The sequence below is a fragment of the Aureimonas sp. ME7 genome, from assembly GCF_903970965.1.
Lineage (GTDB): Bacteria > Pseudomonadota > Alphaproteobacteria > Rhizobiales > Rhizobiaceae > Aureimonas.
In genome coordinates this window covers 65,462-89,760 of sequence record NZ_CAJCKW010000010.1, presented here as the reverse complement: position 1 = coordinate 89,760, position 24,299 = coordinate 65,462, and the positions used below count along the sequence as shown (strand labels likewise).

Here is a 24,299-nt window from a genome sequence, read left to right as displayed (position 1 = left end):
GGGCAGGGCAGTCGATGTTCTCGCAATTCGTGGCGCAAAGCCTTCCCATTGTCGGTCCTGAGCTGATCCTTTCGGTGGGCGCCATGGCGCTCCTGATGATCGGGACGTTCCTGGGTGAGAAGAGCGCGGGGCTGGTCACCTCGCTCACGGTCGGCACCCTTCTCTTCGCTCTCGTCTGGCTTCTGTTCGCGACCCCGCTCGGCGTCGCCTTCGGCGGATCGATCATCCTCGATCCGTTCGCGCGGTTCATGAAGGCTCTGGTTCTGATCGGAGCGGCTGCGGCGGTCCTCATGTCCACCGGCTACGCGCAGCGCGAGCGTTTCGCCAATTTCGAGCTTCCGGTTCTGATCGTGCTCTGCACGACCGGCATGCTCGTCATGGTTTCGGCCGGGGACCTGATAGCCCTCTATATGGGCCTCGAGCTTCAGTCGCTGGCGATCTACGTGATCGCCGCGATCCATCGCGATCACGTCAAGTCCACGGAAGCCGGCCTCAAGTACTTCGTGCTCGGCGCGCTTTCATCCGGCATGTTGCTCTACGGCGCTTCGCTCGTCTACGGCTTCACCGGCCAGATCGAGTTCCAGGCGATCGCGACGGCGGTGGCGGTGGACGGGGCCCGCTCGGTCGGCCTGATCGTGGGCCTGGTGTTCGTCCTCGCCGGTCTCGCGTTCAAGATCTCGGCGGTCCCGTTCCACATGTGGACGCCGGACGTCTACGAGGGCGCCCCGACGCCCGTGACGGCGCTGCTCGCCGGTGCACCGAAGGTCGCGGCTGTGGCGCTTCTGACGCGCTTCACCGTGCAGAGCTTCGGCCCGATGACGGCGGATTGGCAGCAGGTCATCGTCTTCCTGTCGATCGCTTCCATGCTGTTCGGCTCGTTCGCGGCGATCGGCCAGCGCAACATCAAGCGGCTGATGGCCTATTCCTCGATCGGCCACATGGGCTACGTGCTGGTCGGTCTGGCGGCCGGAACGGAAGCGGGCGTACAGGGCGTCCTGATCTACATGGCGACCTATGTCACGATGACGCTCGGGACCTTCGCGCTGATCCTTGCCATGCGTCGCCGTGACGGCATGGTGGAGGACGTCTACCAGTTGGCAGGCTTGTCGCGCACCAACCCCGTCATGGCGGTTTCCATGACGGTGCTGATGTTCTCCCTGGCAGGGGTGCCGCCGCTGCTCGGGTTCTGGGGCAAGTGGTTCGTCTTCAGTGCCGCGGTCGGGGCAGGGTTGGTTCCGCTTGCCGTGATTGGTGTCGTCGCATCGACGGTTGGCCTCTTCTACTATCTGCGCGTGGTCAAGGTCATGTGGTTCGACGAACCGCTTACCGGGTTCGAGCCGATGAGCACCGAACTGAAGCTCGTTGCCGGCGCGGCGACGCTTCTCATCTTCCCGGCGTACATCGTCATCGCCGGCCCGTTGTCGGCAGCGGCTGCCGCAGCGGCTCATACGTTCTTCTGATCCGAATGGAGAAGCGGCCCGTCGGCGCAAGACGACATCTGGCATTCGACGACGTCGCTTCGACAAATCTGGTGGCCCTGGAGGCGGCGCGTTCCGGCGATCCCGGACCGCTCTGGGTCACGGCTGCCGTCCAGACCGCCGGGCGCGGCCGACGGGGTCGGGTCTGGCAATCGGAGCGCGGCAACCTCTATGCTACGCTCCTTCTTCTCGATCCCGCACCCGATAGCGAGATCACCAATCTGCCGCTGGTGGTGGCGCTTGGCGTCCGAAACGGTCTTGCGACCTTACCCGGCGTCGACCCGGACCGGGTCCGCATCAAGTGGCCGAACGACGTTATGGTCGATGGCGCGAAACTGGTCGGGATTCTTCTGGAAAGCGAAACCGTGGCGCCGGGACGCCGAGCGGTGGTGATCGGCTGCGGCGTCAACGTCGAGCTCGACTTCGCGGGCGCGGCATATCCGACCACCACCCTGCGATCCCAAGGGTTCAAAGGTACGATCGACGACGTATTTTCTGCGCTAGCCTCCGGAGTCGAGGCAGCACTGGAAATCTGGTCGTCGGGTCGCCAATTCCAGGTGATAAGACGGGAGTGGATTCGCCACTCCATCGGCAAGGGAGAGCCTTGCCGTGTGACGCTGCCGAGCGGCGAAGCGATCGAGGGGCGGTTTGCCGACCTCGATGCGGATGGACGGTTGATCCTGGAGCGCGAAGGGGGGGAGCGGCGGGTGTTTTCTGCCGGTGACCTGTTCTTCCTGCGTTCGGCCTCCGCCGTGCCCTGAGCGGCGACGATACGAATTCCGGGTGACCCCCGGCTGCATGAGACGTGGAACGCGCGGCCTTCGGCCGTGCCTGAATGAAAGAACGTGACACTTGTCGGAATTGGTTTTCGTGCCGCTTGGCGGCATTGGTGAAATTGGCATGAACTTCGGGCTTTATGGATACGGCCCGCCGGACAACCGGGAATGGATCGCGATCGACTGCGGCGTTTCCTTTGCGGGTCCCGAGTTTCCTGGCATCGACCTGGTGATGCCCGATATCTCCTTCATCGAGCAGCGTTTGAAGAACCTGAAGGGTTTGATCATCACGCATGCGCACGAAGATCACTACGGCGCCGTGCTGACGCTCTGGCCGAAGTTGAAGGTGCCCGTCTACGCGACCCCGTTCACGGCCGCGCTTCTGCAAGCCAAGCGTGAGGGGGAACCCGGTGCGCCCAAGGTCCCGGTCGAGATCTTCCGCGCCGGTGATCGGTTCCAGGTGGGACCGTTTTCGATCGAGGCGGTGAACGTGACGCACTCGATCCCCGAGCCGGTGGCATTGGCCATTCGCACCCCCGCGGGTACGGTGCTCCATACGGGTGACTGGAAGATCGATCCGACCCCGGCGCTCGGCCAGCCGACCGACGAGGCGCGCCTTCGACAGATCGGTGACGAAGGGGTCCTCGCGCTCGTCTGCGATTCGACCAACGCGATGCGCGAAGGCGAGTCGCCAAGCGAACTGGCGGTTTCGCAGTCGCTTGCGCAGATCATTCGCGAAGCGAAGGGACGCGTCGCGATCACGACCTTCTCGTCGAATGTCGGCCGCATCCGCTCTATCGCGCAGGCTGCCGCCGAGGCGGACCGTCAGGTCCTCCTGATGGGCCGCTCCATGAAGCGGGTCGCCGATGTGGCCGATGAGCTCGGTTACCTCGAAGGCATCGCGCCCTTCGTCAGCGAGCAGGATTTCGGTTATATCCCGCGCGACAAGGCCGTGATCGTCCTGACGGGGAGCCAGGGCGAGGCACGTGCGGCGCTGGCGAAGCTCTCGCGAGACGAGCATCCGACGGTCGCGCTATCGCAGGGCGACACCGTCATCTTTTCCTCGCGCAGCATTCCCGGAAACGAGAAGGCTATTCTCGATATCAAGAACGCGCTGATCGAACGCGGCGTCCGTGTCATCGAGGATCACGATCAGCTCGTCCACGTGTCGGGCCATCCCCGTCGCAACGAGCTGCGTCAGATGTACGAATGGACCCACCCTGCGATCGCCGTGCCGGCCCATGGCGAGGCCGCGCACCTGATGGCACATGCGCAGCTGGCCCGCGAACTGGGCGTCAAGGACGTGGCCGTCATTCGCAACGGCAAGATGCTGCGGCTATCGCCGGGGCCGTCCACCGTGATCGACGAAGTGCCGTTCGGACGGATCTACAAGGATGGGCATCTGGTCGGCACGGCCGATGAGATGGGTATCGGCGAGCGTCGACGCCTGTCCTTCGCGGGGCATGTTTCGGTTCTGGTTGAGCTTGATGAGAAGTTTGAGCTTGATATCGATCCCGAAGTGGTCGCCATGGGCCTTCCGGAGAAGGACGAGGACGGCGAGGAGATCGGCGAGCTTCTGATGGAGGCGGCCGCTGGCGCCGTGGAGAGCATCCCTCGCGGACGCCGCAAGGATCTGGAGCTCGTTCGCGAAGCGGTGCGGCGAGCCGTTCGTGGCGAGGCGCAGGACGTTTGGGGCAAGAAGCCGGCGGTGACGGTGTTCGTCACGCGGTGCTGATCTGCCCGTTGGTTTCGCTCGTGCTAGGGCAGGGGCGAAACCCACAAGCGCGAGGGAAACGACCATGGGCGTACTGACGGCGATCGCGATCTACTTCGTGATCTGGTGGACTGTCCTGTTCGTTGTTCTCCCCATCCGCATGCGCTCACAGGCGGATGACGGAGATATCGTCCTCGGCACGGCGCACAGCGCACCGGCGCGCTTTCGGATGGGACGAGTCGTCCTTTGGACGACCGTCTTGTCGACGCTGGTTTTCGCGGCCTATTACGTCGTGACGGAAGTGTGGGGCATTGGCCCTGGGTCGTTCCCGCACATCGTTCCCGGAACATGACGGCCCAACAGTGCACAAAAAAAATGCGAAGCTCGCGCTTCGCATTTTTCAGTTTGCCGGGTCTGGGTTCTGCTCCGATGACTGGACCGGGGCTGCACCGAAGTGCGCCGAAAACCACGTCCTCCCAAGACGAGACCAAGCCTGTCGCGCTGTTGATGCGCTTGTCTTGATGGGAATATCTACGCTCATTGCGCGCGGTATGTCGATACGGATTTTCGCGTTTATGACATTTTTTAGTCAGCGCGCCCGGTTTTACGCCAGTCATCGAAAATGAACCGAGGCTTGTCACCTGACCCTTGGTTTGAGATCTCAACGCCGGTTTGGTTTGCAAGCCGAAGGGGAATGGTTAAGACACGAGCTTCATTCGCGCGACATGCGCTCGAACGCCAAGCTCCAAGGTCCCATGCGTCTTTCCCGCTACTTTCTGCCGATCCTCAAGGAGACCCCGAAAGAGGCGGAGATCGTCTCGCACCGGCTGATGCTGCGTGCCGGGATGATCCGCCAGCAGGCTGCCGGGCTCTACAGCTTCCTGCCGCTGGGCAAGCGCGTTCTCGACAAGGTGACGCGCATCATCCGCGAGGAGCAGGATCGGTCGGGGGCCATCGAGCTTCTGATGCCGACGATCCAATCTGCCGATCTATGGCGCGAAAGTGGGCGCTACGACGACTACGGCAAGGAGATGTTGCGGATCCAGGATCGCCACGAGCGCGATCTCCTGTTCGGGCCGACCAACGAGGAGATGGTGACCGATATCTTCCGGTCCTATGTCCGCTCCTACAAGGACCTGCCGCTCAACCTCTACCATATCCAGTGGAAGTTCCGCGACGAGGTGCGTCCTCGCTTCGGCGTCATGCGCTCGCGTGAGTTCCTGATGAAGGACGCTTACTCGTTCGACATCGACTACGAATCGTCCAAGACGGCCTATGACCGGATGTTCGTCGCCTACCTGCGCACCTTCGAGCGGATGGGCCTGAAGGCGATCCCGATGCGAGCCGACACCGGTCCGATCGGCGGCGAACTCAGCCATGAGTTCATCATCCTGGCATCGACGGGCGAAAGCGAGGTCTTCTGCGACCGCGCCTATCTCGATATGGCCGTGCCGAGCGATGGCGTCGACTTTTCCGACGCGGGTGCTCTCGCCTCCATCGTCGAGACGTGGACGACGCCTTACGCCGCGACGGAAGAGATGCACGACGAAGTGGCCTGGGGCGAGGTGGCCGCGGATCGGCAGCTTGCGGCGCGCGGCATCGAGGTCGGCCACATCTTCCATTTCGGCACCAAGTATTCCGAGCCGATGGGGGCCACCGTCACCGGGCCGGACGGCAAGGAAGTGCCGGTGCAGATGGGCTCCTACGGCATCGGACCAAGCCGCCTGATCGCCGCGATCATCGAAGCCAGCCACGACGAGGCCGGCATCATCTGGCCGAAGGGCGTTGCGCCGTTCGACGTCGGGCTGATCAACATGAAGCCGGGCGACGCGGACTGCGATGCCGTCTGCGACCGGATCTACGCCGAACTTCAGACCGCCGGTTTCGACGTTCTCTACGACGACGAAGACACGCGCGCGGGCGCCAAGTTCGCGACGATGGACCTGATCGGCCTGCCGCTGCAGGTGATCGTCGGGCCGCGCGGTGCGAAAGCTGGCGAGGTCGAGCTGAAGACGCGGGCCACGGGCGAGCGCGAAACGCTGCCCGCGGCGGATCTCCTGGTTCGGCTTTCGGCGTGACGCGCAGCGACACCCTGGAAGCAGCCGTCCACGGCGAAGCGGGTGCGGGCAAGACACGTCCGTTCTCGCGCTTCGAATGGATGATCGCCGGTCGCTACCTGCGCTCACGCCGTCGCGACGCGGGCGTGTCGGTCATCGCCGGCTTTTCCTTCGTCGGGATCATGCTGGGTGTCGCGGCTCTCATCATCGTCATGTCGGTGATGAACGGTTTTCGCGGCGAGCTTCTGACGCGCATCCTCGGCGTCAACGGACATGTGATCATGCAGCCGATCGACAGTCCGCTGACGGATTTCGACGAGGTCGCCAAACGCGTTTCGGGCGTCGAGGGCGTCGCCTACACGATGCCGCTTGTCCAAGGGCAAGTCCTGGCGACGGGCGCGGCGTCGAATTCGACGGGCGCGCTCGTGAAGGGCGTACGCGGGGCCGACCTTCAGCGCCTGACACCGGTGGCCGCCAATATCCAACAGGGCACGATCGACAACTTCGATACGAGCCAAGGTGTCGCGATCGGATCCCGATTGGCGGAAAGCTTAGGGCTTCGGCTGGGCGACAGCATCACGCTGGTTTCGCCGGAAGGCGATGTGACGCCGCTCGGCGTAACACCCCGGGTGAAGGCCTATCCGGTGGTTGCGATCTTCGAAATCGGGCTTTCCGAATACGACGCGTCCTACGTCTACATGCCGCTCGGCGAGGCGCAGCTGTTCTTCAATTCGGAGGACAAGGCGCAATCGATCGAAATTTTCTTGAACGACCCGGACCGTGTCGTCTCGCTGCAAGGCCCGATCGAGCAGGCCGCCGGTCGGCCGAACTACACGGTCACATGGCAGCGCATGAACGAGAGCTTCTTCTCGGCGCTCGAGGTCGAGCGAAACGTCATGTTCATCATCCTGACGCTGATCGTGCTGGTGGCCGCGCTGAACATTATCTCCGGCCTCTTCATGCTGGTGAAGGACAAGGGCCGCGACATCGCGATCATGCGCACGATGGGCGCGACGCGTGGCTCGATCATGCGCGTGTTCCTGATCACGGGCGCGTCGATCGGCGTTGCCGGGACGCTGGCCGGGTTCGTGCTGGGCACCCTGTTCTGCCTGAACATCGAGAACCTCCGGCAGTTCTTCTCCTGGGTCTCGGGGACGACGCTGTTCAATCCCGAATTCTACTTCTTGTCCCGCCTGCCGGCCGAGATCGATCCGAGCGAAGTGGTGACCGTGGTTCTCATGGCCGTCGGGCTTTCGTTCCTGGCGACGATCTTCCCGTCCTGGCAGGCTTCCAAACTCGATCCTGTCGAAGCGTTGCGTTACGAATGAGCCAGACGTCCTCCCTTCGCCTGACCGGGGTCGAGCGCCATTACGTCCAGGGCGAATCGAAGCTGACCATCCTCGATCGCGCCGACATGGAAATCCGCGCAGGCGAGATCGTCGCGCTCGTGGCGCCGTCCGGCGCCGGCAAGTCGACCCTTCTCCATATCGCTGGGCTTCTGGAAAAGCCGGACGCCGGCGACGTGTTCATCAACGACACGTCCTGCGGTGGGCTGGACGATGCCGGACGAACCGACATGCGTCGTTCGTCCATCGGCTTCGTCTACCAGTTCCATCATCTCCTGCCGGAGTTCTCCGCGCTGGAGAACGTCATGCTGCCGCAGATGATTCGAGGCCTGTCGCGTAAGGTCGCCGGTGAACGGGCCAAGCTGCTTCTGGAATACATGCGGCTCGGCAAGCGCGTTTCGCACCGCCCATCCGAGCTTTCGGGCGGCGAGCAGCAGCGCGTGGCGATCGCCCGTGCGGTGGCCAACAACCCTTATGTGCTCCTGGCCGACGAGCCGACCGGCAATCTCGACCCGACGACCTCGCAATACGTGTTCGAGGCGATGACGGCCCTGGTGCGCCAATCCGGCGTCGCGGCGCTGATCGCGACCCACAATCACGACCTGGCGCGCCGGATGGACCGGGCGGTGACGCTGGAAGGCGGGAAGATCGTCGACCACGTTCTTTGAACGGACGAGACGAAGCGAAGGCGGGACTGGTGCCGGCTGCAGGGATCGAACCCGCGACCCCCTGATTACAAATCAGGTGCTCTACCATCTGAGCTAAGCCGGCGCCGGATTGCCTCTAGCATGGTTGGTCGGGGGGTGCATCATCAAAATCGGGCGGCGTCTGCGAGGAGTCGTTTCAACGGAACGAACGCGGAATAGCTTTCGCGGGACGGAAATTGCGGGCATAGGACATTCCACGAGTGTGGGAGGATTCCGGATGGACCGTCGCAAATTCTTTCGTCAGGCAGGTGCCCTCGCAGGCGGGGCCGTGGTGGGATCGAGCCTCGCGGCGCCCGCCTTGGCACAGACCGCGCCGAGCATTCGCTGGCGCATGACGTCGAGCTTTCCGAACACGCTCGACACACTGTTCGGCTCCTCGCGCCTCTTCTCCGAGACCGTGTCGAAGCTGACGGACGGCAAGTTCACGATCGACGTCTTTCCCGCCGGCGAGCTTGTCCCGGGTCTGCAGGCGCTGGATGCCACGCAGGATGGGACAGTCGAAGCCTCGCACACCGTTCTCTACTACTACGTGGGCAAGGATCCGACCTTCGCGATCGGCAGCTCCATTCCCTTCGGCCTGAACGCGCGCCAGCAGAACGCCTGGCTCTACAACGGCGGTGGCAACGAGGCGATCAACGACTTCTTGTCGGACTACGGCGTCTTCGGCTGGCCGGGCGGCAACACCGGGACGCAGATGGGCGGCTGGTTCCGCAAGGAGATCAATTCGGTCAACGACCTCCAGGGGTTGAAGATGCGGATCGCCGGCATCGCGGGTCAGGTTCTGGCCCCGCTCGGCGTGATCGGACAGCAGCTGGCTGGCGGCGACGTGTATCCCGCGCTGGAGCGCGGCACGCTGGATGCGACCGAGTTCGTCGGACCGTATGACGACGAGAAGCTCGGCTTCTATCAGGTCGCTCCGTACTACTACTACCCTGCGTTCTGGGAGGCGGGGCCGACGGTCCACTACCTGTTCAACCGGGCGAAGCTGGACGAGCTTCCGGAAGCCTACAAGGCGGCCTTGGAAGCGGCTTCGACCCTTTGCAACACCCGTATGCTGGCCGACTACGACGTGAAGAATATGCGCGCGATCCGCTCGCTCGTCGGCAAGGGCGTACAGCTTCGTCCGCTGCCGCGCGACGTTCTCGACGCCTCGCTCGCATCCTCACAGAAGCTCTACGCCGAGCTTTCGGCGAAGAACGCCAAGTGGAAGGCGATCTACGACCCATGGAGCCAGTTCCGCACGCAGATCTACGAGTGGTTCCGCGTCGCCGAGTACACCAACGACACCTACGTCTACAGCCAGCAGGCCGCCGGTAAGTAAGGCGAGGCGCAGGACCGATCGGAAGGCCGGCGCGCAAAACGCGTCGGCCTTTCTCGTTTTCCAAACACAAGCGCAGCTTGCGCTCGGCAGTCGTGTCGTTTCCTATGCGCGAGTGGCGAGACGCCGCGTGTGGGAGGAAAGCACGTGAATCGCAGAAAGTTCATTCTCAACGCCGGTGCGGTTTCCACCGGCGCGGCGGCCAGTACGATGCTGGCGGCACCGGCCCTTGCACAGGATGCGCCAAGCATCCGTTGGCGGCTGACATCGAGCTTCCCGAACACGCTCGACACGATCTTCGGTGGGGCGGAGGCCCTATCAAAGGCGGTGTCCGAGATCACCGACGGCAAGTTCAAGATCGACGTGTTTCCCGCTGGCGAGCTCGTCCCCGGCCTTCAGGCACTCGATGCCGTGCAGGATGGGACGGTCGAGGCGGCTCATACGGCCTGCTACTACTATGTCGGCAAGGACCCGACCTTCGCCATCGGCGCGACGATCCCCTTTGGCCTCAATGCTCGCCAGCAGAACGCCTGGCTCTACCATGGCGGTGGCAACGAGGCGTTCGACACGTTCTTGGCCGACTACTCGATCAAGGCGCTGCCGGGCGGAAACACGGGCGTCCAGATGGGCGGCTGGTTCCGGCGCGAGATCAACTCCGTCGCCGATCTGAAAGGCCTGAAGATGCGGATCGCCGGGCTGGCGGGCCGGGTGCTCGAGCCGCTCGGTGTTGTGCCGCAGCAGCTGGCCGGCGGCGACATCTATCCCGCTTTGGAGCGCGGGACGATCGACGCGACGGAGTGGATCGGACCCTACGACGACGAGAAGCTCGGCTTCTATCAGGTTGCGCCGTACTACTATTATCCTGCCTTCTGGGAAGGCGGATTGACGCTGCATTTCCTCTTCAACAAGGCGAAATACGACGAGTTGCCGAACGCCTACAAGGCGGCGCTCGATACGGCGGCCAAGGCCGCGAACATCAACATGCTCGCGCTCTACGACGCCAAGAACATGCAGGCCATCCGCTCTCTCGTCGGCAAAGGCGTCCAGCTTCGGCCACTGCCGCGCGACATTCTCGATGCGTCCTACGACTCGGCGATGAAGCTTTACGCGTCGCTGTCCGAATCCAACGCGAAGTGGAGGGCGATCTACGAGCCCTGGAAGCAGTTCCGCTCGGAAAGCTACGAGTGGTTCCGCGTCGCGGAGTATTCCTACGACACCTACGTTTACACGCAGCAGGCCGCCGGCAAGTAGCCTCGCACGATCATTCCCCATCCAATGTTGAAAGGCCCGGCGGTTGATCCGCCGGGCCTTTCTGTTTTTTGTCTTAGTTCGGCGCACCGAACGACGGCGGGGCGGGCGCTCCGAAGCTCGGGGCCGCGGGTGCGCCGAAGCTTGGCGGAGCGGGCACGCCGAACGAAGGAGCGGCGGGAGCACCGCCGGGGTTGGCGGCCGGAGCGTCCGGCATCGGAATGTTCAGCTGGATGGTCGACGGATCGACCACCGCTTCCTCCTTGAGGAAGTAGGTCACCGACTGCGGCCAGAGGATGAGGATCAGCACCAGGATCAGCTGAAGCCCGAGCCAAGGGATCGCGCCGAGATAGATGTCCGAACTCTTCACGTTCGCCGGCGCGATGCCGCGCAGGTAGAAGAGGGCGAACCCGAAAGGCGGATGCATGAAGGCGGTCTGCATGTTGACGCACAGAAGCACGCCGAACCAGACGAGATCGATGCCGAGCGCATGAGCAGCCGGCGCCAGCAGCGGCACGATGATGAAGGCGATTTCGAAGAAATCGAGGAAGAACGCCACGAAGAAGATGAAGATGTTGACGAAGATCAGGAAGCCGACGACCCCGCCTGGAATGTGCGAGAGCAGGTATTCGATCCAGTGCCCGCCATCCATGCCCTGGAATACGAGGCTGAAGACGGTGGACCCGATCAGGATGAACACCACCATCGCGGTCAGGCGCATCGTGGTCGCCATCGCCTGACGCGTCAGCGTCCAGCTGAGACGGCGATGCAGGGCCGCCAGCAGAATGGCGCCGACCGAACCCATCGCGCCCGCTTCCGTCGGTGTCGCCAAGCCCATGAACATCGTGCCGAGGACGAGGAAGATCAGCGCCAGCGAAGGCACCATTCCCTTGGCCACCTGCCACAGGAGTTCGCGGCCGCTCTTGGTGCGCGCTTCGGGTGGCAGCGGCGGCATCTTGTGAGGCGACAGCTTCGAAACCACGAAGATGAAGCCGAGGAACAGCGCGATCTGTAGGAACGAGGGGCCGATCGCGCCGGCATACATGTCGCCGACCGAGCGGCCGAGCTGATCGGCGAGAATGATCAGGACGAGCGATGGGGGGATGACCTGGGTGATCGTGCCGGACGCCGCGATAACGCCGGTCGCGAGACGCATGTCGTAGCCGTAGCGCATCATCACCGGCAGGGACACGACGCCCATGGCGATCACCGAGGCGGCGACGGTTCCCGTAATGGCACCAAGAACCGCGCCGACGATGATGACCGCATAGGCCAGGCCGCCTGGAACCGGTCCGAACAGCTGGCCGGAACCTTCCAAAAGGTCTTCCGCCAATCCGCACCGCTCTAGGATCGCTCCCATGAACGTGAAGAAGGGGATCGCCAGCAGCAGATCGTTGGAAATGACGCCGTAGAAGCGCAGCGGCAGCGCATTCAGGAGGGCGGGGCTGAAATGGTCGAAAGCGACGCCCAGAACGCCGAACAGGAGGCCGACGGCTGCCAGCGAGAAGGCCACTGGGAAACCCAGGATCAGGAAAACGATCATCCCGCCGAACATCAGCGGTGGCATCGGTCCGTATTCGAACATGTCGATTAAATCCCCCGCGGCCCGCGCTTACTGCAGCGGCTTTTCGTACTTGGTCTCGATGGTGATGAGCCCGGCCAGCGCGGCGAAGCGCTTGATGAGTTCGGACCCTCCCTGCAGGAAGAGAAGGCCGAAACCGAGCGGCAGGGTGGCCTTGGCGGGCCAAAGGATCAGTCCGCCCGCGTTCATCGACCCTTCGCCGCTGATGAAGGAGCGCCAGAAGAACGGAAACGTCAGGCTGAAGAGGTAGCCGATCACCGGAAGGAAGAGGACCACGAAGCCGAAGATATCGACCAGAAGCCGGCCCTTGGTGCTCAGCGCCGAATACAGGAGATCTACGCGAACGTGCTCGTTGAGCCGGAGCGTGTAGGAGGCGCCGAGCAGCACCATGCCGGCGAAGAGATACCACTGGATCTCGAGAAGCCCGTTGGAGCTGATGTTGAGCGTATAGCGGAGGATCGCATTTCCGGCGCTGATGAGCACGGCGATCAGAACCATGTAGTCCGCCAGCACGGCGAAGCCTGCGCTCAACTTGTCGATCGCTCGGCTGAAAGCCAGAAGTCCCCCCATGACGCCTCCGTGCGAGGGATCGCGGCCTGCCGATGCAGGTCTTCATCGACGAAACCCGTTGCGCCCCTCTGGCCTACGACAGCAAACGCAGGCATGGCCATTGTTTTCCGGCCACAGCAACTCCCCGGATTCGCCGCAATGGCCGTTTTGGAGCGAACACATGTCGCCCTCTCGACGTATCGAGCGACAAACGGAAAAGGTGCGCAGGCTCGCCGGTGAGTTGCGCTTCGAGCTTCTCCTCCTCCAACGGCTGAGCGAACAGGACGCGGCGAAGGACGGGGTTCGCGGGGTCGAAGAGGCGTCACTTCGCTCGCTCGAGGAGGTCTACGCCGCCGCGATCCTGCGTCGAAGCGGCGGTTAGGACCTCAGGTATCGGCGCGCCGCATAGAGTGAGACCGCCGCAGCGTTCGACACGTTGAGCGAACGGATGGCACCGGGCACTTCGAGGCGGGCGAGGACATCGACCGTCTCGCGCGTCTTCTGCCGAAGACCCTTGCCTTCCGACCCTAGAACCAGCGCCAGCCGGCGGCCATCCAGCGAGATTTCCAGCTCGTTTTCGCCGGCCGAATCGAGGCCGATCGTCCGGTATCCCTGCTGGGCGAGTTCAATGAGAGCGTCGGCGAGGTTTGTCACCTGCACGTACTGGATCAATTCCAGCGCGCCGGACGCGGACTTTGCCAGAACGCCGGACTCCTGCGGCGAGTGGCGCGACGTCGTGATGACGGCCGACGCGCCGAACGCCACGGCCGACCGCAGGATGGCCCCGACATTGTGCGGGTCGGTCACCTGGTCGAGCACGAGAACGAGGTCGCTCTCGGCGAGATCGGCAAGGCGGGATGGCTCCAGCGGGGCGACCTCGAGAAGGATCCCCTGATGGACGGCATCCGACCCGAGCTCCTGGTCGAGGAAGCGCGGCTCGACGATTTCGAGCGGGCAGGGCAGGGCCGCCTCATCGATCTCGAGCCGGTTCAGCGCGTTGCGCGTCGCGTAGAGTTGAAGGTGCCGACGTCGAGCATTTCCAAGGGCAGCCTGGACGGTATGAAGGCCGTAAAGCCGAACGCGGTCCGGCGGTGCCGGACGTCCGGGATTGGCAGGCTTGACGGGTCGTGCTGCCTCGCCGGCGACGTTCTGGTCGCGATGCGCGCGACGAAGACGCGCGTAGTGGGAATCCTTGGGCGTATGGGTCTTGGTTTTGTCGCTCATGTCATCGCTTTAAAGCAGCGGCGCAAAGCCGCAAGCGGTCCCACACAAAGAAGGTGGCCTAACGTGTTGACATGAATCGGGAGGCCCGCCATAACGCCGCTCGAACCGGACGGCACGGCCGAACGGTTCTCCAGCGCCAAGAGCGCAGGGTGCCCTGGAGGGATGCCCGAGTGGTTAAAGGGGACGGACTGTAAATCCGTTGGCTTAGCCTACGTTGGTTCAAATCCAACTCCCTCCACCATCCCGCTACGTTCCCTTGATCCCGTCTTCGATCGAATTGAATTTCTCGCGTCGATATTCGTCGTCTCGAATGAGATCGTGCAAATCCGCGTTGACATCACCCCCAATTAGGAACAAAAAAGGAACATAGGAACGAAAGGGGAACACGATGCTGATCGTCAAGGAACTCGCTTCGCTGACCGCGCTATCCGCATTTCTCGCCGGCTTTGCCTTGGTCATTCATCTCGTCTGACACAATTGTTGGGGATGGGCGCTCGGGGGTGCGCCGATCCCAAGATCATGGGCTGGACTCTCCCCGATGAATTGGAACACTGACGAATCTTCTGACGTCGAAGGCCCTGCCGAGTCGTACTACGACGACACCGGCTACCTTCGGCATGACGGCGAACCGTTCGAGGACGATGCGCCGCCGCTCGAGGAGATCGTCGTGGCCGAAGATATCGAACCGATCGCTCCGCCGAGGTTCATTCACCTAAGAGTCCACAGCGCCTTCTCGCTTCTCGAAGGCGCTCTTCGCACCGATCAGATCGTCAAGTTCGCGAAGAAGGATGGCGCCCCGGCGATCGGCATCGCCGACACCAACAACCTCTTCGGCGCGTTGGAATTTTCGGAGAAGGCCGCGAAGTCGGGCATTCAGCCGATCATCGGCTGCCAGCTCGATCTCGATTTCGCCGACGTGGAAGCCAATCCGCGCGACCGCTCGGGCTTCGATTCGTTCGGGGCGGTGGCATTCATTGCTGCAACCGAGAAGGGATACGAGAATCTCGTCGAGATCGTTTCACTCTCCTACCTCGCGCACGACGGCAACGTGCGCCCTCACGTGCCGGTGGGTTGGCTGGCCGGGCGCACGGAAGGGTTGATCGTTCTCACCGGCGGTCCGCTCGGGCCGATCGGCGCGGCGATCTCTGCGGGCCAACCTGCGATCGCTCGCGCGCGGCTGGAGCAGTTGGCGGGTCTTTACGGCGACGGCCTTTATGTCGAACTTCAACGCCATGCCGGGCGGCAGCGCCGCACCGAGGCGGAGACGGTCGCTCTTGCCTACGAGTTCGGGCTACCGCTCGTGGCGACCAACGAACCGTTCTTCTTCTGCGACGAGGACTTCGACGCGCACGACGCGTTGATCGCCGTCGCGGCGAACCGGCTCGTCAGCCATGAGGATCGCCGCAGGCTGACGGCGGACCATTGCCTGAAGTCGCAGGACAAGATGGTCGAGCTCTTCGCCGACCTGCCCGAAGCGATCGAGAACACCGTCGAGATCGCGCGTCGTTGCTCCTACCGCGTGCGCACTCGCAAGCCGATTCTGCCGCGTTTCGCCGGCGCCGATGCCGATGCGATGGAAGCCGAGCTTGCGGAGGCCGCCGAACTTCGCCGTCAGGCCGAGACGGGCTTGGAGGCGCGACTGGCGGCGCACGGCCCCGCCCCCGGGCAGACGGTCGAAATCTATCGCGAACGTCTGGAATTCGAACTGTCCGTCATCGAGCGGATGAAGTTTCCCGGCTACTTCCTGATCGTGTCGGACTTCATCAAATGGGCCAAGGCCAACGGCATTCCCGTGGGGCCGGGCCGCGGCTCGGGCGCGGGGTCTCTCGTCGCCTACTCGCTGACGATCACCGACCTCGATCCGCTCCGCTTCGCGCTTCTGTTCGAGCGCTTCCTCAACCCCGACCGCGTGTCGATGCCCGACTTCGACATCGACTTCTGCCAGGACCGGCGGGAGGAGGTTATCCGCTACGTGCAGGAGAAGTACGGCCGCGAGCAGGTCGCGCAGATCATCACCTTCGGGTCGATGCAGGCGCGCGCCGTCTTACGCGATGTCGGCCGCGTGCTCGAAATGAGCTACGGCCATGTCGACAAGCTCTGCAAGCTCGTGCCGCAGAACCCCGCCAACCCTGTCACGCTGGCTCAGGCGCTGGAGGACGAGCCGCGCCTGCAGGAGGCGCGTAAATCGGAAGAGGTGGTGGATCGCCTTCTGGCGATCTCGCTGAAACTCGAGGGTCTTTATCGCCACGCCTCGACGCACGCCGCCGGCATCGTGATCGGCGATCGGCCACTGTCGCGCCTCGTGCCGATGTATCGCGATCCGCGCTCCGACATGCCGGTTACCCAGTTCAACATGAAGTGGGTGGAGCAGGCAGGCCTCGTGAAGTTCGACTTCCTCGGCCTCAAGACGCTGACGACCCTGAAGACGGCCGTCGATCTCATCGCCCGGCGCGACATCGCCATCGATCTCGGTGCGCTGCCTCTCGACGACAAGCGCAGCTACGATCTCCTGACGCGCGGCGAGACGGTCGGCGTGTTCCAGGTGGAATCGGTCGGCATGCGCAAGGCCCTGATCGGCATGCGTCCGGACTGCTTCGAGGACATCATCGCTCTCGTCGCGCTCTACCGCCCCGGCCCGATGGAGAACATTCCCGTCTACAACGCGCGCAAGCACGGCGAGGAAGAAGTCGAGATCATCCATGAGAAGATCGAGCCGATCCTGCGCGAAACGCAAGGCGTGATCGTCTATCAGGAACAGGTGATGCAGATCGCCCAGGTCCTGTCCGGCTATACGCTCGGCGAGGCCGATCTCCTGCGTCGCGCCATGGGCAAGAAGATCCGCGCCGAGATGGACGTGCAGCGGGTCCGTTTCGTCGAGGGCTGCGAAAAGGGCGGGATCAAGAAGGCGCAGGCCAACACGATCTTCGATCTTCTGGCGAAGTTCGCGGACTACGGCTTCAACAAGAGCCACGCGGCGGCTTACGCGCTCGTGTCGTACCAGACGGCCTATCTCAAGGCGAACCACCCGGTCGAGTTCCTGGCCGCGTCGATGACGCTCGATATGGGCAACACGGACAAGCTCAACGATTTCCGCCTCGACGCCAAACGGCTCGGCATCCCCGTCATCCCGCCGTCCGTTCAGGTTTCGCACAAGGCGTTCGAGGTCGAGGACGGCAAGATCATCTACGCGCTCGCGGCCATCAAGGGCGTCGGCGAGCAGGCCGTCGAGCATATCGTGGCGAAGCGCTTGGAGGGTGGCGAGTTCACGAGTCTCGAGGACTTCTTCGCCCGCATCGATCCGAAGATCGTCAACAAGCGCACGCTGGAGCACCTGATCTGTGCCGGCGCGCTCGACATCTTCGGCCACGACCGCGCGCGCCTGTGCGGCAATCTGGAGCGGCTGGCCGCCTATGCGTCGCTCGCGCAAAGCGGACGCACGTCCGGCCAGCACGACATGTTCGGCGGCGCGAACGCAGGGCCGGAGCCACTCCGCTTGGCGGAATCGCAGGGATGGACCACGGCGGAGCGCCTTCTGAAGGAGTTTCAGGCGATCGGCTTCTATCTTTCGGCGCATCCGCTGGATGAATACAGCGCGACCTTGAAGCGCTTGAAGGTGCAATCCTATGCTGAGGTCGTCGCCGGGGTGCGAAAAGGGCAATCGGCAGGTCGTCTCGCCGGCACTGTCACTTCGCGCCAGGAGCGCAAGACCAAGACGGGCGGAAAGATCGGCATCGTCCAACTGTCCGACCCGACGGGACAGTACGAAATCGTCCTGTTCACCGAAACGCTGATCGCGTTCCGCGACATGCTGGAGCCGGGCGCTTCGGTAATCGTCACCGTTTCGGCGGAGGATCGGCCGGAGGGCATTTCGCTTCGCGCCGCATCGGTCCATTCGCTCGAGGATGAAGCGGAGAAGATGCAGAAGGCGCTTCGCATCGTGATGCGCGACGCCAAGCCCTTTGCCGCTGTCCGCAGTCAGCTGCGTCCCGGCGGCGACAGCGAAGTCTCGCTGATCCTCCTTCGCAACGAGGACGAGCGGGAGGTGGAGATCGCGCTTCCCGGCAAGTTCCGCGTCTCGCCACAACTCGCGAGCGCGATCAAGGCGTCACCCGGTGTGATCGAGGTGGAGCTGGTATAAGGGCGGGCCGCTGGCGGCTTACCTCGTCAGCGGATCGGCTATGACGGGTATGCGTGGGCGAGCGGTAGAGGGTCGTCAGCGACGCTGCCCTGCATGGCATTGCGCAGGACGCTCTCGGCTTCGGTCCAATCCGCGACCTGCACCGTGCCCGCGGGCATCGGCGGCAGGTGCGGACGAAATTCCGCGTTGGCCATGAGATGAACAAGGCGAGCGCGAGGAACGCTTCGCCGCACGCCTTCGAGGTTGGGCGGTAGATCGTCGACGAAGGCAAGCGGGCCGGACCAGCGTTCGGCCAGTTCCGCAATCAGCGCACCCTTCGACCGCTCGGTCGCGATCATCGGATGGCGCAGTCCGATCGCGTCGAGAAGCCGTCGGCGCTGGAGGTAGAAGCGCGGGGTCATCGCGGTCAGGAAGATGATGTCCGCATCGGCGGACAATCGCCCTAGCGCTTCGGCAACGCCGGCCACCGGTGGCTGTCGATCCTCCTGCTCGGCGTAGAGTTGCTCGGTGATTCCGTCGAGTTCGTGTCCCGTCAGAGCGGCGCCAGTGGAGAGCGATCTTACGTTTCCGGTCAGGCGAAAGCTGTCGAAGTGGAGCTTTGCGCCGTGCTCTTCGAGAAGGCGGCAGAACGGATCGATGAAGTGAAGCACCACCTCGTCGATATCGAGAACGATCAAGCCGGGATGGGTCTGCGGCAGGTCCGCGACCGGGGGACCGGCTGTTGCCGGAGCGCGGTTCATTGCTGCCATTCCGCGTAGGTCGTTCCAAATGCGCGGCGGGCTGCCAGAACTTGATTGGGCTCGATGTCGGCATGCCCTGCGAAGTCCGTCAGAGTGCGTTCGTCGGCGATGACGAAGTCGAGAACCCCTGCCAGAAAGGCCGGCTCGCCAGCGGCCTGGCGCAGGTTCTCGAGCTCCAGCCCCGTCAGCCGCAGGAAGCGATTGAACAGGACGGTGTCAGAGGCGATGTAGGAGAGGGCGTCGATGGCGAGAGTGGACGCATCGTCTTCCGGTTCGGGACCAGACATGAAGCCTCTCTTAACCATGCGTCCAACCTCCACCCGTCGATTCCCTGCAATCCACCTTTGTTAAATCAAATTACGCGAATTTTGGCGAACCATGACAGGAACGGACGCCGACGGCCTCCGGTAGGAAGGTTGTGCCCATGACCAAGACCGTCATGATCGTGGAAGACAACGAGCTGAACATGAAGCTCTTCCGCGACCTTATCGAGGCGCACGGCTACCGCACGGTTCAAACGCGCAGCGGCCTGACCGCCATGGATCTCGCACGCGAGCACCGGCCGGATCTCATTCTGATGGATATCCAGCTGCCGGAGATTTCGGGGCTCGAGGTGACCCAGAAGCTGAAGGCCGACCCGGACCTCCGCTCGATCCCCGTCATCGCGGTGACCGCCTTCGCCATGAAGGGAGACGAGGAGCGCATCCGGCAGGGCGGGTGCGAAGCCTATATCTCGAAGCCAATCTCGGTCATGAAGTTCATCGAGACGATCAAGTCGTTTCTGGCCGATGCCTGACGCCGATCTGGGTGACCGGCATGCTTAACTATTCATGAAAAGATCATGGGCGAGAATGCGTGAGCGGATTGATTCCCGTGCGATTCTCGGCAAGTCTCAGGGCGTGGGATATATGGGACGCAGACAAGCGATTCCCTTCAGTTTCCCCATGGAATGCTCAGGTCCGCCGCATCTCCTGGGTCCCGTGGGGCGGTCGGTCGGCGTTCGATCGATAACGGTGTCCTCGTACCGTGATCGAACCGCCGGCCGACCACTTCGATCTCCACCGACCTTCAACGAACGACCCAAACGCAAAACGCCGCCTCAAGGGCGGCGTTTTGGTATCGGCAAGCCTGAATGGCTTACTTGATCTTGGTCTCACGGAACTCGACATGCTTGCGCACGACCGGGTCGTACTTCGTCTTGACCATCTTGTCGGTCATCGTACGCGAGTTCTTGTTGGTAACGTAGAAGAAGCCGGTGTCAGCGGTGCTGAGCAGCTTGATCTTGATCGTGGTTGCCTTGGCCATATCGGTCCGTCCGTCTACAAAGGTCGAAACCCGCACGGGGCGAAGCGGCGATGGGCCATCCGCACGATGCAGGCGAAGCAGGGTTCAAGAAGCTTCGAGCCCCGGATCGCAGGACTCGACGGGGCGGAAGGACCGACCCGGCTATCGCTGCGGACACTACGCATGGCGGCGCGCAAGTCAAGAGGTTCGGCGCAGCGCGCGTGTCCCCACCACCACAAGATAGGCCGCGAAGAGCGCCGACAGCACGTAGGCGAAGCCGAAGGGACCGAAGAGATCCATGGACGCGCCGAGCGTCTGAGGCCCGACCAGCATGCCCAGCGCATAGCAGAAGATGAACGCCGCGTTGGCCGCCGCAAGGTCTGCTCCCGACAGTTTCGAGCCGAGATGGGCGAGACCGACCGTGTAGAGGCCCGCCACGACGCCGCCCCAGACGAACAGGACGATCGCCAGCAGGAAGCCGTTCGCCCCGATGATGGGCATGAGCAACGAGCCGATCATGCCGATGGCGGCAAAGCCGAGGAGCAGTCGTCGGCGATCCCTCACTCGGTCGCTCAGGAACCCGAGCGGCATCTGGAGGACGACGCTTCCAAGGCCGATCGCCGTCAGAAGCCGGGCCGCATCGACCTCGGTGAAGCCGATCGCCAGCCCATAGATCGGAAACAACGACAGTCCGCCGGCTTCCACCGCGCCGAACACGAAGACGGCGCAGGTGGCCGCCGGTACAGCCCATAGAAAGCGGAGGAAGGAGGCATGGCTTTCCCCTTCGATCCGCGGTTGCGAGCGGCCTGCGAAGAACAGTGGTACGGAGGAAGCGAGGATCACGCCCGCGACGATGCCGAAGGGAAGTAGCCCACCACTTCCGACCAGGGAGAAGACGAAGGGACCGGCAGCAAAACCCATCGAGAGGACGGTGGCGTAGATCCCGAGGATCATTCCCCGTCGTCGCGGCGGCGAAACGGCGCTGATCCAGAACTCCGACAGGACGAACATCAGCGTGTTGCAGAAATGGAAAACCAGTCGGAGCGGAAACCACGTCCAGAACGGCTGGAGCCAGTAGAACCCGAGCGCGGCGAGGCTGGAGGCGACGATGGCGATGAACATCGTCGCGCGTACGCCCAGCCGCCTGGCGAGGAACGGCGCGCTCGGGGCGGCCAGAAGCGAGGCGAGCCCGGCGACAGCCGTGTTCAAGCCGATGAGGCTCGTGGAAATGCCGCGATCCTGCAGAACGACGCTGAGAAGCGGAAGGCCGAGACCAAGGGCGAGACCGACCGCCGTGATGGACGCTATGGCGGCAGCCACACCGATCCAATCGATCGAGTCGCCCACTGGGTCTGACGTTTGACGCGACGGGTTGACGCTCAGGCCGCTCATGCGATCGCGTCAAGCATTCCGCGGCGTCGCTTGATCCAGCGATCCGACGGCCCGGCTGCGTTCGTCAGTGTTGAACATCCTCGACCTCGCCCCCGAAACCATGCATGCGGACGGCCCATTGCAGGCCGATCGTTGCGCCCTTCAACGGCTGGAGAAGCACGAGCGAGAGGATCAGGGTGACCGGAATCCAGATCGCGAGATGGGCGGCCAGCGACAGATCGGCCCATTCCTCCGCTCCCATGAAGAGGGCAACGACGATATGGCCGACGATGAAGACGGTCAGGTACGGCGGCAGATCGTCGGCGCGGTGATGGCTGTAGGTCTCGCCGCACTCGTCGCAACGATCAACGCTCTTGAGGAACCCACGAAACAGTCGGCCTTTCCCGCAATGCGGGCAGCGCATCCGGAAGCCGCGCCACATCGCCTGGACCGTGTCGCGACGCTCGACCGGTTCGCGCTCTAGGGGAGCGTTCATCGCTTCTTTCGAACCTTTCCGGCCACGTTCTTCGCGCGCCGGTTCCGACCCGATCGATCGACGCGCCCACGCACCTTGTGGAACGAACCGGTCGTTGCCGGAAGCTCGCGCGGATCGGTCAGCATCTCGAACCGCATCGAGCCGGCAAGAGGAACCGCCTCCGCCAGCTTGACATCGACCGTGTCCCCTAAGCGATAGCCCAGCCGAGTGCGCTCGCCGACCAGCGTGTGAGCCGCTTCGTCGTAGTGGTAGTAGTCGCGTCCGAGCGTCGAGATGGGCACGAATCCGTCGGCGCCGAAGGCGGGAAGCTGAACGAAGAGGCCAGCCTTGGTGACGCCGGTGATGCGCCCGGAAAACTCCTCGCCGACGCGCTCGGCGAGGTGCTGAGCGATCAGCCGGTCCACCGTATCTCGCTCGGCGGCCATCGCGCGCCGCTCGGCCTGGCTGATGCTTTCGGCCGTCTTTTCCAGATCGGCCTCGTCCGCCTCGCTCAACCCGCCCGCCCCGAGCCCGAGCGCGGTGACCAGGGCACGATGGACGATGAGATCGGCGTAGCGGCGGATGGGCGAGGTGAAATGCGCGTAGCGCATGAGGTTCAAGCCGAAATGGCCGATATTTTCCGGCGAGTAGGCGGCCTGGCTCTGGGATCGCAGGACGACCTCGTTCACCAGGCTCTCGTGCTCGGAGTTGCGGACGGCCGACAAGATGCCGTTGAAATGGGCCGGGCGCAGGTTGCCGCTTTTGGCGAGGGGGAGTTCGAGCGTTCGAAGGAAATCGCGCAGCGCCTCCATCTTCGCCATCGATGGCGCGTCGTGAGCGCGATAGATCAGAGACTGCTTCCGCTGCTCCAGGGTCTCCGCCGCCGCGACGTTGGCCTGGATCATCATCTCTTCGATGAGCTTATGCGCGTCGAGGCGCGGCGGAACGATGACCCGATCGACACGGCCTTCGGCGTTCAGGACGATCTTGCGCTCGGGAAGATCCAGGTCGAGAGGCTGCCTTCGGATGCGCGCCTGCGTCAGCGCGTGGTAGGCGGCCCATAGCGGGCGGAGCACGGTGTCGACCAAGCGGGGTTCGGCGAGGTCGGATGCTCCGTCGATCGCGGCCTGCGCGTCCTCGTAGGCGAACTTCGCGTGGCTGCGCATCATGATGCGGTGGAACTGGTGGCGGCGCTTATCCCCTTGAGCGTCGAATACCATGCGGACGGCGAGGGCCGGGCGGTCCACGCCCTCGCGCAGCGAGCAAAGGTCGTTGGAGATGCGCTCGGGCAGCATCGGCACGACGCGATCGGGGAAGTAGACCGAGTTGCCGCGCAACTTGGCTTCGGCGTCGAGCTTGGTGGCCGGGCGCACATACCAGGACACGTCGGCAATCGCGACGGTGACGACGAAGCCGCTCAGGTTGGCGGGGTCCTCGTCCGGCGCAGCATGCACGGCGTCGTCGTGGTCCTTCGCATCGCGCGGGTCGATGGTGACGAGGGGCAGTTCGCGCCAATCCTCGCGGTTATCCATCGTCGCCGCACCCGCGCGCTCGGCCTCGTCGAGAACCGCGCGGGGAAACACGTGAGGGATCGAGTGGGCGTGGAGGGCGATGGTGGAGATCGCGCGCTCGGTCTTCAGCGAGCCGATGACCTCGACCACCGATCCGCTCGGCAACCCGCTCCGGTGTCGCTGCGCCGGCTCGATCTCCACGAGGTCGCCGTCGCGCGCATCGGCTGCGGCGCCCGCCGGTACCACATATTCCAGCTGCCGGCGTTCTACCGGCTCGATCCGGCCGCCGCCGCCCGGCGTCTGGCGGAAGACGCCGAGAACGCGCGCCGTGCGGCGCTCCAGCTTGCGGATGATCGAGGCGCTCGGTGCGTCCGGATCGTCGTAGTTCAGCTGCGCGAGGATCCGGTCGCCGACCCCGGCGGTCGCGCCCTGCGAGCCGAAACGGACAGCGAAACGCGGACGTGGACCGCGCTCGTCCTCGTCCCACTCGACGGGCGTCGCCAGGAGGCCGCCGTCGTCGTCGCGCCCGCGAATCTCGAGAACCGCGACGCTCGGAAGCTCGCCCGGCCGCCGGTAGCTCTTGCGGCCGCCCTCCAGAACGCCTTCCGCTTGCAGGTCCGCCAGGATGTCCTTCAGGACGTAGCGTTCGTCGCCTTTCACGCCGAACGCCTTGGCGAGATCGCGCTTGGTGGAGCGACCCGGGTTTTCCGCCAGAAAACGGAGAACGGCCTCCTTGCTCAACGAGCGAGCCTCGTGGTCGGGTTTCGCTCGTCTTGCCATT

At 63.8% G+C, this 24,299-nt stretch carries 22 protein-coding genes and 2 tRNA genes; 13 read left to right on the top strand and 11 right to left on the bottom strand.

Features of this window, described 5'->3' with window-relative positions:
- Positions 1-14 precede the first annotated feature (14 nt).
- The 7 genes from nuoN (at position 15) to H7A85_RS16445 (ending at position 8,039) form a co-directional block, all read left to right on the top strand.
- Positions 15-1,460 (top strand): NADH-quinone oxidoreductase subunit NuoN, encoded by a 1,446-nt coding sequence (gene nuoN / locus H7A85_RS16475; RefSeq protein ID WP_182087054.1) that lies wholly within the window; start codon positions 15-17, stop codon positions 1,458-1,460.
- Between the two features lie 5 nt (positions 1,461-1,465).
- The gene (locus tag H7A85_RS16470; RefSeq protein WP_182087053.1) at positions 1,466-2,239 is read left to right on the top strand and encodes a biotin--[acetyl-CoA-carboxylase] ligase; all 774 of its coding nucleotides are present in this window, start codon (positions 1,466-1,468) and stop codon (positions 2,237-2,239) included.
- A gap of 139 nt (positions 2,240-2,378) precedes the next feature.
- Positions 2,379-3,989 (top strand): ribonuclease J, encoded by a 1,611-nt coding sequence (locus tag H7A85_RS16465; RefSeq protein WP_182087073.1) that lies wholly within the window; start codon positions 2,379-2,381, stop codon positions 3,987-3,989.
- Between the two features lie 64 nt (positions 3,990-4,053).
- On the top strand, positions 4,054-4,320 hold the full coding sequence (locus tag H7A85_RS16460) for a DUF1467 family protein (protein WP_182087052.1): 267 nt from the start codon (positions 4,054-4,056) through the stop codon (positions 4,318-4,320).
- Positions 4,321-4,723: 403 nt separating this feature from the next.
- Complete coding sequence (proS, locus tag H7A85_RS16455; RefSeq protein WP_182087051.1) at positions 4,724-6,046, top strand: proline--tRNA ligase; 1,323 nt, start codon at positions 4,724-4,726, stop codon at positions 6,044-6,046.
- An 80-nt stretch (positions 6,047-6,126) separates the two neighbouring features.
- Positions 6,127-7,353, top strand: coding sequence for a lipoprotein-releasing ABC transporter permease subunit (locus tag H7A85_RS16450; RefSeq protein WP_182087072.1), 1,227 nt, complete (start codon positions 6,127-6,129; stop codon positions 7,351-7,353).
- Positions 7,350-8,039 carry an ABC transporter ATP-binding protein gene (locus tag H7A85_RS16445; RefSeq protein ID WP_182087050.1) on the top strand — a complete coding sequence of 230 codons (690 nt, stop codon included), beginning with the start codon at positions 7,350-7,352 and terminating at the stop codon, positions 8,037-8,039. Before H7A85_RS16450 ends, H7A85_RS16445 begins: the two co-directional genes overlap by 4 nt.
- 27 nt (positions 8,040-8,066) lie before the next feature.
- On the opposite strand, the gene H7A85_RS16440 is transcribed toward H7A85_RS16445, so the two are convergent.
- Positions 8,067-8,142: transfer RNA gene (locus tag H7A85_RS16440), tRNA-Thr, on the bottom strand.
- Between the two features lie 153 nt (positions 8,143-8,295).
- On the opposite strand from H7A85_RS16440, the gene H7A85_RS16435 reads away from it, so the two are divergent.
- Positions 8,296-9,399, top strand: a complete 1,104-nt coding sequence (locus H7A85_RS16435) for a TRAP transporter substrate-binding protein (RefSeq protein WP_182087049.1) — start codon at positions 8,296-8,298, stop codon at positions 9,397-9,399.
- A 162-nt stretch (positions 9,400-9,561) separates the two neighbouring features.
- Positions 9,562-10,647 (top strand): TRAP transporter substrate-binding protein, encoded by a 1,086-nt coding sequence (locus tag H7A85_RS16430; protein ID WP_244631241.1) that lies wholly within the window; start codon positions 9,562-9,564, stop codon positions 10,645-10,647.
- Positions 10,648-10,720: 73 nt separating this feature from the next.
- On the opposite strand, the gene H7A85_RS16425 is transcribed toward H7A85_RS16430, so the two are convergent.
- Both H7A85_RS16425 and H7A85_RS16420 read right to left on the bottom strand, forming a co-directional pair.
- Positions 10,721-12,229, bottom strand: a complete 1,509-nt coding sequence (locus tag H7A85_RS16425; protein ID WP_182087048.1) for a TRAP transporter large permease subunit — start codon at positions 12,227-12,229, stop codon at positions 10,721-10,723.
- A gap of 27 nt (positions 12,230-12,256) precedes the next feature.
- Positions 12,257-12,796, bottom strand: coding sequence for a TRAP transporter small permease subunit (locus tag H7A85_RS16420; protein ID WP_182087047.1), 540 nt, complete (start codon positions 12,794-12,796; stop codon positions 12,257-12,259).
- Positions 12,797-12,956: 160 nt separating this feature from the next.
- On the opposite strand from H7A85_RS16420, the gene H7A85_RS16415 reads away from it, so the two are divergent.
- Complete coding sequence (locus H7A85_RS16415; protein WP_182087046.1) at positions 12,957-13,157, top strand: hypothetical protein; 201 nt, start codon at positions 12,957-12,959, stop codon at positions 13,155-13,157.
- Here the strand turns inward: H7A85_RS16415 and H7A85_RS16410 are convergent.
- On the bottom strand, positions 13,154-13,999 hold the full coding sequence (locus tag H7A85_RS16410) for an RNA methyltransferase (RefSeq protein WP_182087045.1): 846 nt from the start codon (positions 13,997-13,999) through the stop codon (positions 13,154-13,156). The genes H7A85_RS16415 and H7A85_RS16410 overlap by 4 nt on opposite strands.
- Before the next feature lie 156 nt (positions 14,000-14,155).
- On the opposite strand from H7A85_RS16410, the gene H7A85_RS16405 reads away from it, so the two are divergent.
- Positions 14,156-14,240: transfer RNA gene (locus H7A85_RS16405), tRNA-Tyr, on the top strand.
- A gap of 5 nt (positions 14,241-14,245) precedes the next feature.
- On the opposite strand, the gene H7A85_RS16400 is transcribed toward H7A85_RS16405, so the two are convergent.
- Positions 14,246-14,458, bottom strand: a complete 213-nt coding sequence (locus tag H7A85_RS16400) for a hypothetical protein (protein ID WP_182087044.1) — start codon at positions 14,456-14,458, stop codon at positions 14,246-14,248.
- A 79-nt stretch (positions 14,459-14,537) separates the two neighbouring features.
- Between H7A85_RS16400 and dnaE the strand changes: the two genes are divergently transcribed.
- The gene (dnaE, locus tag H7A85_RS16395; RefSeq protein WP_182087043.1) at positions 14,538-18,137 is read left to right on the top strand and encodes a DNA polymerase III subunit alpha; all 3,600 of its coding nucleotides are present in this window, start codon (positions 14,538-14,540) and stop codon (positions 18,135-18,137) included.
- A gap of 38 nt (positions 18,138-18,175) precedes the next feature.
- Here the strand turns inward: dnaE and H7A85_RS16390 are convergent, their stop codons facing one another.
- The gene (locus tag H7A85_RS16390) at positions 18,176-18,877 is read right to left on the bottom strand and encodes a hypothetical protein (protein WP_182087042.1); all 702 of its coding nucleotides are present in this window, start codon (positions 18,875-18,877) and stop codon (positions 18,176-18,178) included.
- Positions 18,874-19,164, bottom strand: coding sequence for a DUF3572 domain-containing protein (locus tag H7A85_RS16385; protein WP_182087041.1), 291 nt, complete (start codon positions 19,162-19,164; stop codon positions 18,874-18,876). Before H7A85_RS16385 ends, H7A85_RS16390 begins: the two co-directional genes overlap by 4 nt.
- A 137-nt stretch (positions 19,165-19,301) precedes the next feature.
- On the opposite strand from H7A85_RS16385, the gene H7A85_RS16380 reads away from it, so the two are divergent.
- Complete coding sequence (locus tag H7A85_RS16380; RefSeq protein WP_182087040.1) at positions 19,302-19,673, top strand: response regulator; 372 nt, start codon at positions 19,302-19,304, stop codon at positions 19,671-19,673.
- Positions 19,674-20,014: 341 nt separating this feature from the next.
- On the opposite strand, the gene rpmG is transcribed toward H7A85_RS16380, so the two are convergent.
- The 4 genes from rpmG to rnr form a co-directional block, all read right to left on the bottom strand.
- The gene (gene rpmG, locus H7A85_RS16375) at positions 20,015-20,182 is read right to left on the bottom strand and encodes a 50S ribosomal protein L33 (protein WP_182087039.1); all 168 of its coding nucleotides are present in this window, start codon (positions 20,180-20,182) and stop codon (positions 20,015-20,017) included.
- A 177-nt stretch (positions 20,183-20,359) separates the two neighbouring features.
- Positions 20,360-21,553 carry an MFS transporter gene (locus H7A85_RS16370; protein ID WP_182087038.1) on the bottom strand — a complete coding sequence of 398 codons (1,194 nt, stop codon included), beginning with the start codon at positions 21,551-21,553 and terminating at the stop codon, positions 20,360-20,362.
- A 64-nt stretch (positions 21,554-21,617) separates the two neighbouring features.
- Positions 21,618-22,028, bottom strand: coding sequence for a DUF983 domain-containing protein (locus H7A85_RS16365; RefSeq protein WP_182087037.1), 411 nt, complete (start codon positions 22,026-22,028; stop codon positions 21,618-21,620).
- Complete coding sequence (rnr, locus tag H7A85_RS16360) at positions 22,025-24,298, bottom strand: ribonuclease R (protein ID WP_182087036.1); 2,274 nt, start codon at positions 24,296-24,298, stop codon at positions 22,025-22,027. The genes H7A85_RS16365 and rnr overlap by 4 nt, the downstream gene beginning before the upstream one ends.
- Position 24,299 lies beyond the last annotated feature (1 nt).

Bases quoted from the DNA above. Each gene is read 5' to 3' on its own strand.
- nuoN (WP_182087054.1), top strand. From the start codon at position 15: ATGTTCTCGCAATTCGTGGCGCAAAGCCTTCCCATTGTCGGTCCTGAG.
- H7A85_RS16470 (WP_182087053.1), top strand. From the start codon at position 1,466: ATGGAGAAGCGGCCCGTCGGCGCAAGACGACATCTGGCATTCGACGAC.
- H7A85_RS16465 (WP_182087073.1), top strand. From the start codon at position 2,379: ATGAACTTCGGGCTTTATGGATACGGCCCGCCGGACAACCGGGAATGG.
- H7A85_RS16460 (WP_182087052.1), top strand. From the start codon at position 4,054: ATGGGCGTACTGACGGCGATCGCGATCTACTTCGTGATCTGGTGGACT.
- proS (WP_182087051.1), top strand. From the start codon at position 4,724: ATGCGTCTTTCCCGCTACTTTCTGCCGATCCTCAAGGAGACCCCGAAA.
- H7A85_RS16450 (WP_182087072.1), top strand. From the start codon at position 6,127: ATGATCGCCGGTCGCTACCTGCGCTCACGCCGTCGCGACGCGGGCGTG.
- H7A85_RS16445 (WP_182087050.1), top strand. From the start codon at position 7,350: ATGAGCCAGACGTCCTCCCTTCGCCTGACCGGGGTCGAGCGCCATTAC.
- H7A85_RS16435 (WP_182087049.1), top strand. From the start codon at position 8,296: ATGGACCGTCGCAAATTCTTTCGTCAGGCAGGTGCCCTCGCAGGCGGG.
- H7A85_RS16425 (WP_182087048.1), bottom strand. From the start codon at position 12,229: ATGTTCGAATACGGACCGATGCCACCGCTGATGTTCGGCGGGATGATC.
- H7A85_RS16420 (WP_182087047.1), bottom strand. From the start codon at position 12,796: ATGGGGGGACTTCTGGCTTTCAGCCGAGCGATCGACAAGTTGAGCGCA.
- H7A85_RS16415 (WP_182087046.1), top strand. From the start codon at position 12,957: ATGTCGCCCTCTCGACGTATCGAGCGACAAACGGAAAAGGTGCGCAGG.
- H7A85_RS16410 (WP_182087045.1), bottom strand. From the start codon at position 13,999: ATGAGCGACAAAACCAAGACCCATACGCCCAAGGATTCCCACTACGCG.
- H7A85_RS16400 (WP_182087044.1), bottom strand. From the start codon at position 14,458: ATGACCAAGGCAAAGCCGGCGAGAAATGCGGATAGCGCGGTCAGCGAA.
- dnaE (WP_182087043.1), top strand. From the start codon at position 14,538: ATGAATTGGAACACTGACGAATCTTCTGACGTCGAAGGCCCTGCCGAG.
- H7A85_RS16390 (WP_182087042.1), bottom strand. From the start codon at position 18,877: ATGAACCGCGCTCCGGCAACAGCCGGTCCCCCGGTCGCGGACCTGCCG.
- H7A85_RS16385 (WP_182087041.1), bottom strand. From the start codon at position 19,164: ATGTCTGGTCCCGAACCGGAAGACGATGCGTCCACTCTCGCCATCGAC.
- H7A85_RS16380 (WP_182087040.1), top strand. From the start codon at position 19,302: ATGACCAAGACCGTCATGATCGTGGAAGACAACGAGCTGAACATGAAG.
- rpmG (WP_182087039.1), bottom strand. From the start codon at position 20,182: ATGGCCAAGGCAACCACGATCAAGATCAAGCTGCTCAGCACCGCTGAC.
- H7A85_RS16370 (WP_182087038.1), bottom strand. From the start codon at position 21,553: ATGAGCGGCCTGAGCGTCAACCCGTCGCGTCAAACGTCAGACCCAGTG.
- H7A85_RS16365 (WP_182087037.1), bottom strand. From the start codon at position 22,028: ATGAACGCTCCCCTAGAGCGCGAACCGGTCGAGCGTCGCGACACGGTC.
- rnr (WP_182087036.1), bottom strand. From the start codon at position 24,298: ATGGCAAGACGAGCGAAACCCGACCACGAGGCTCGCTCGTTGAGCAAG.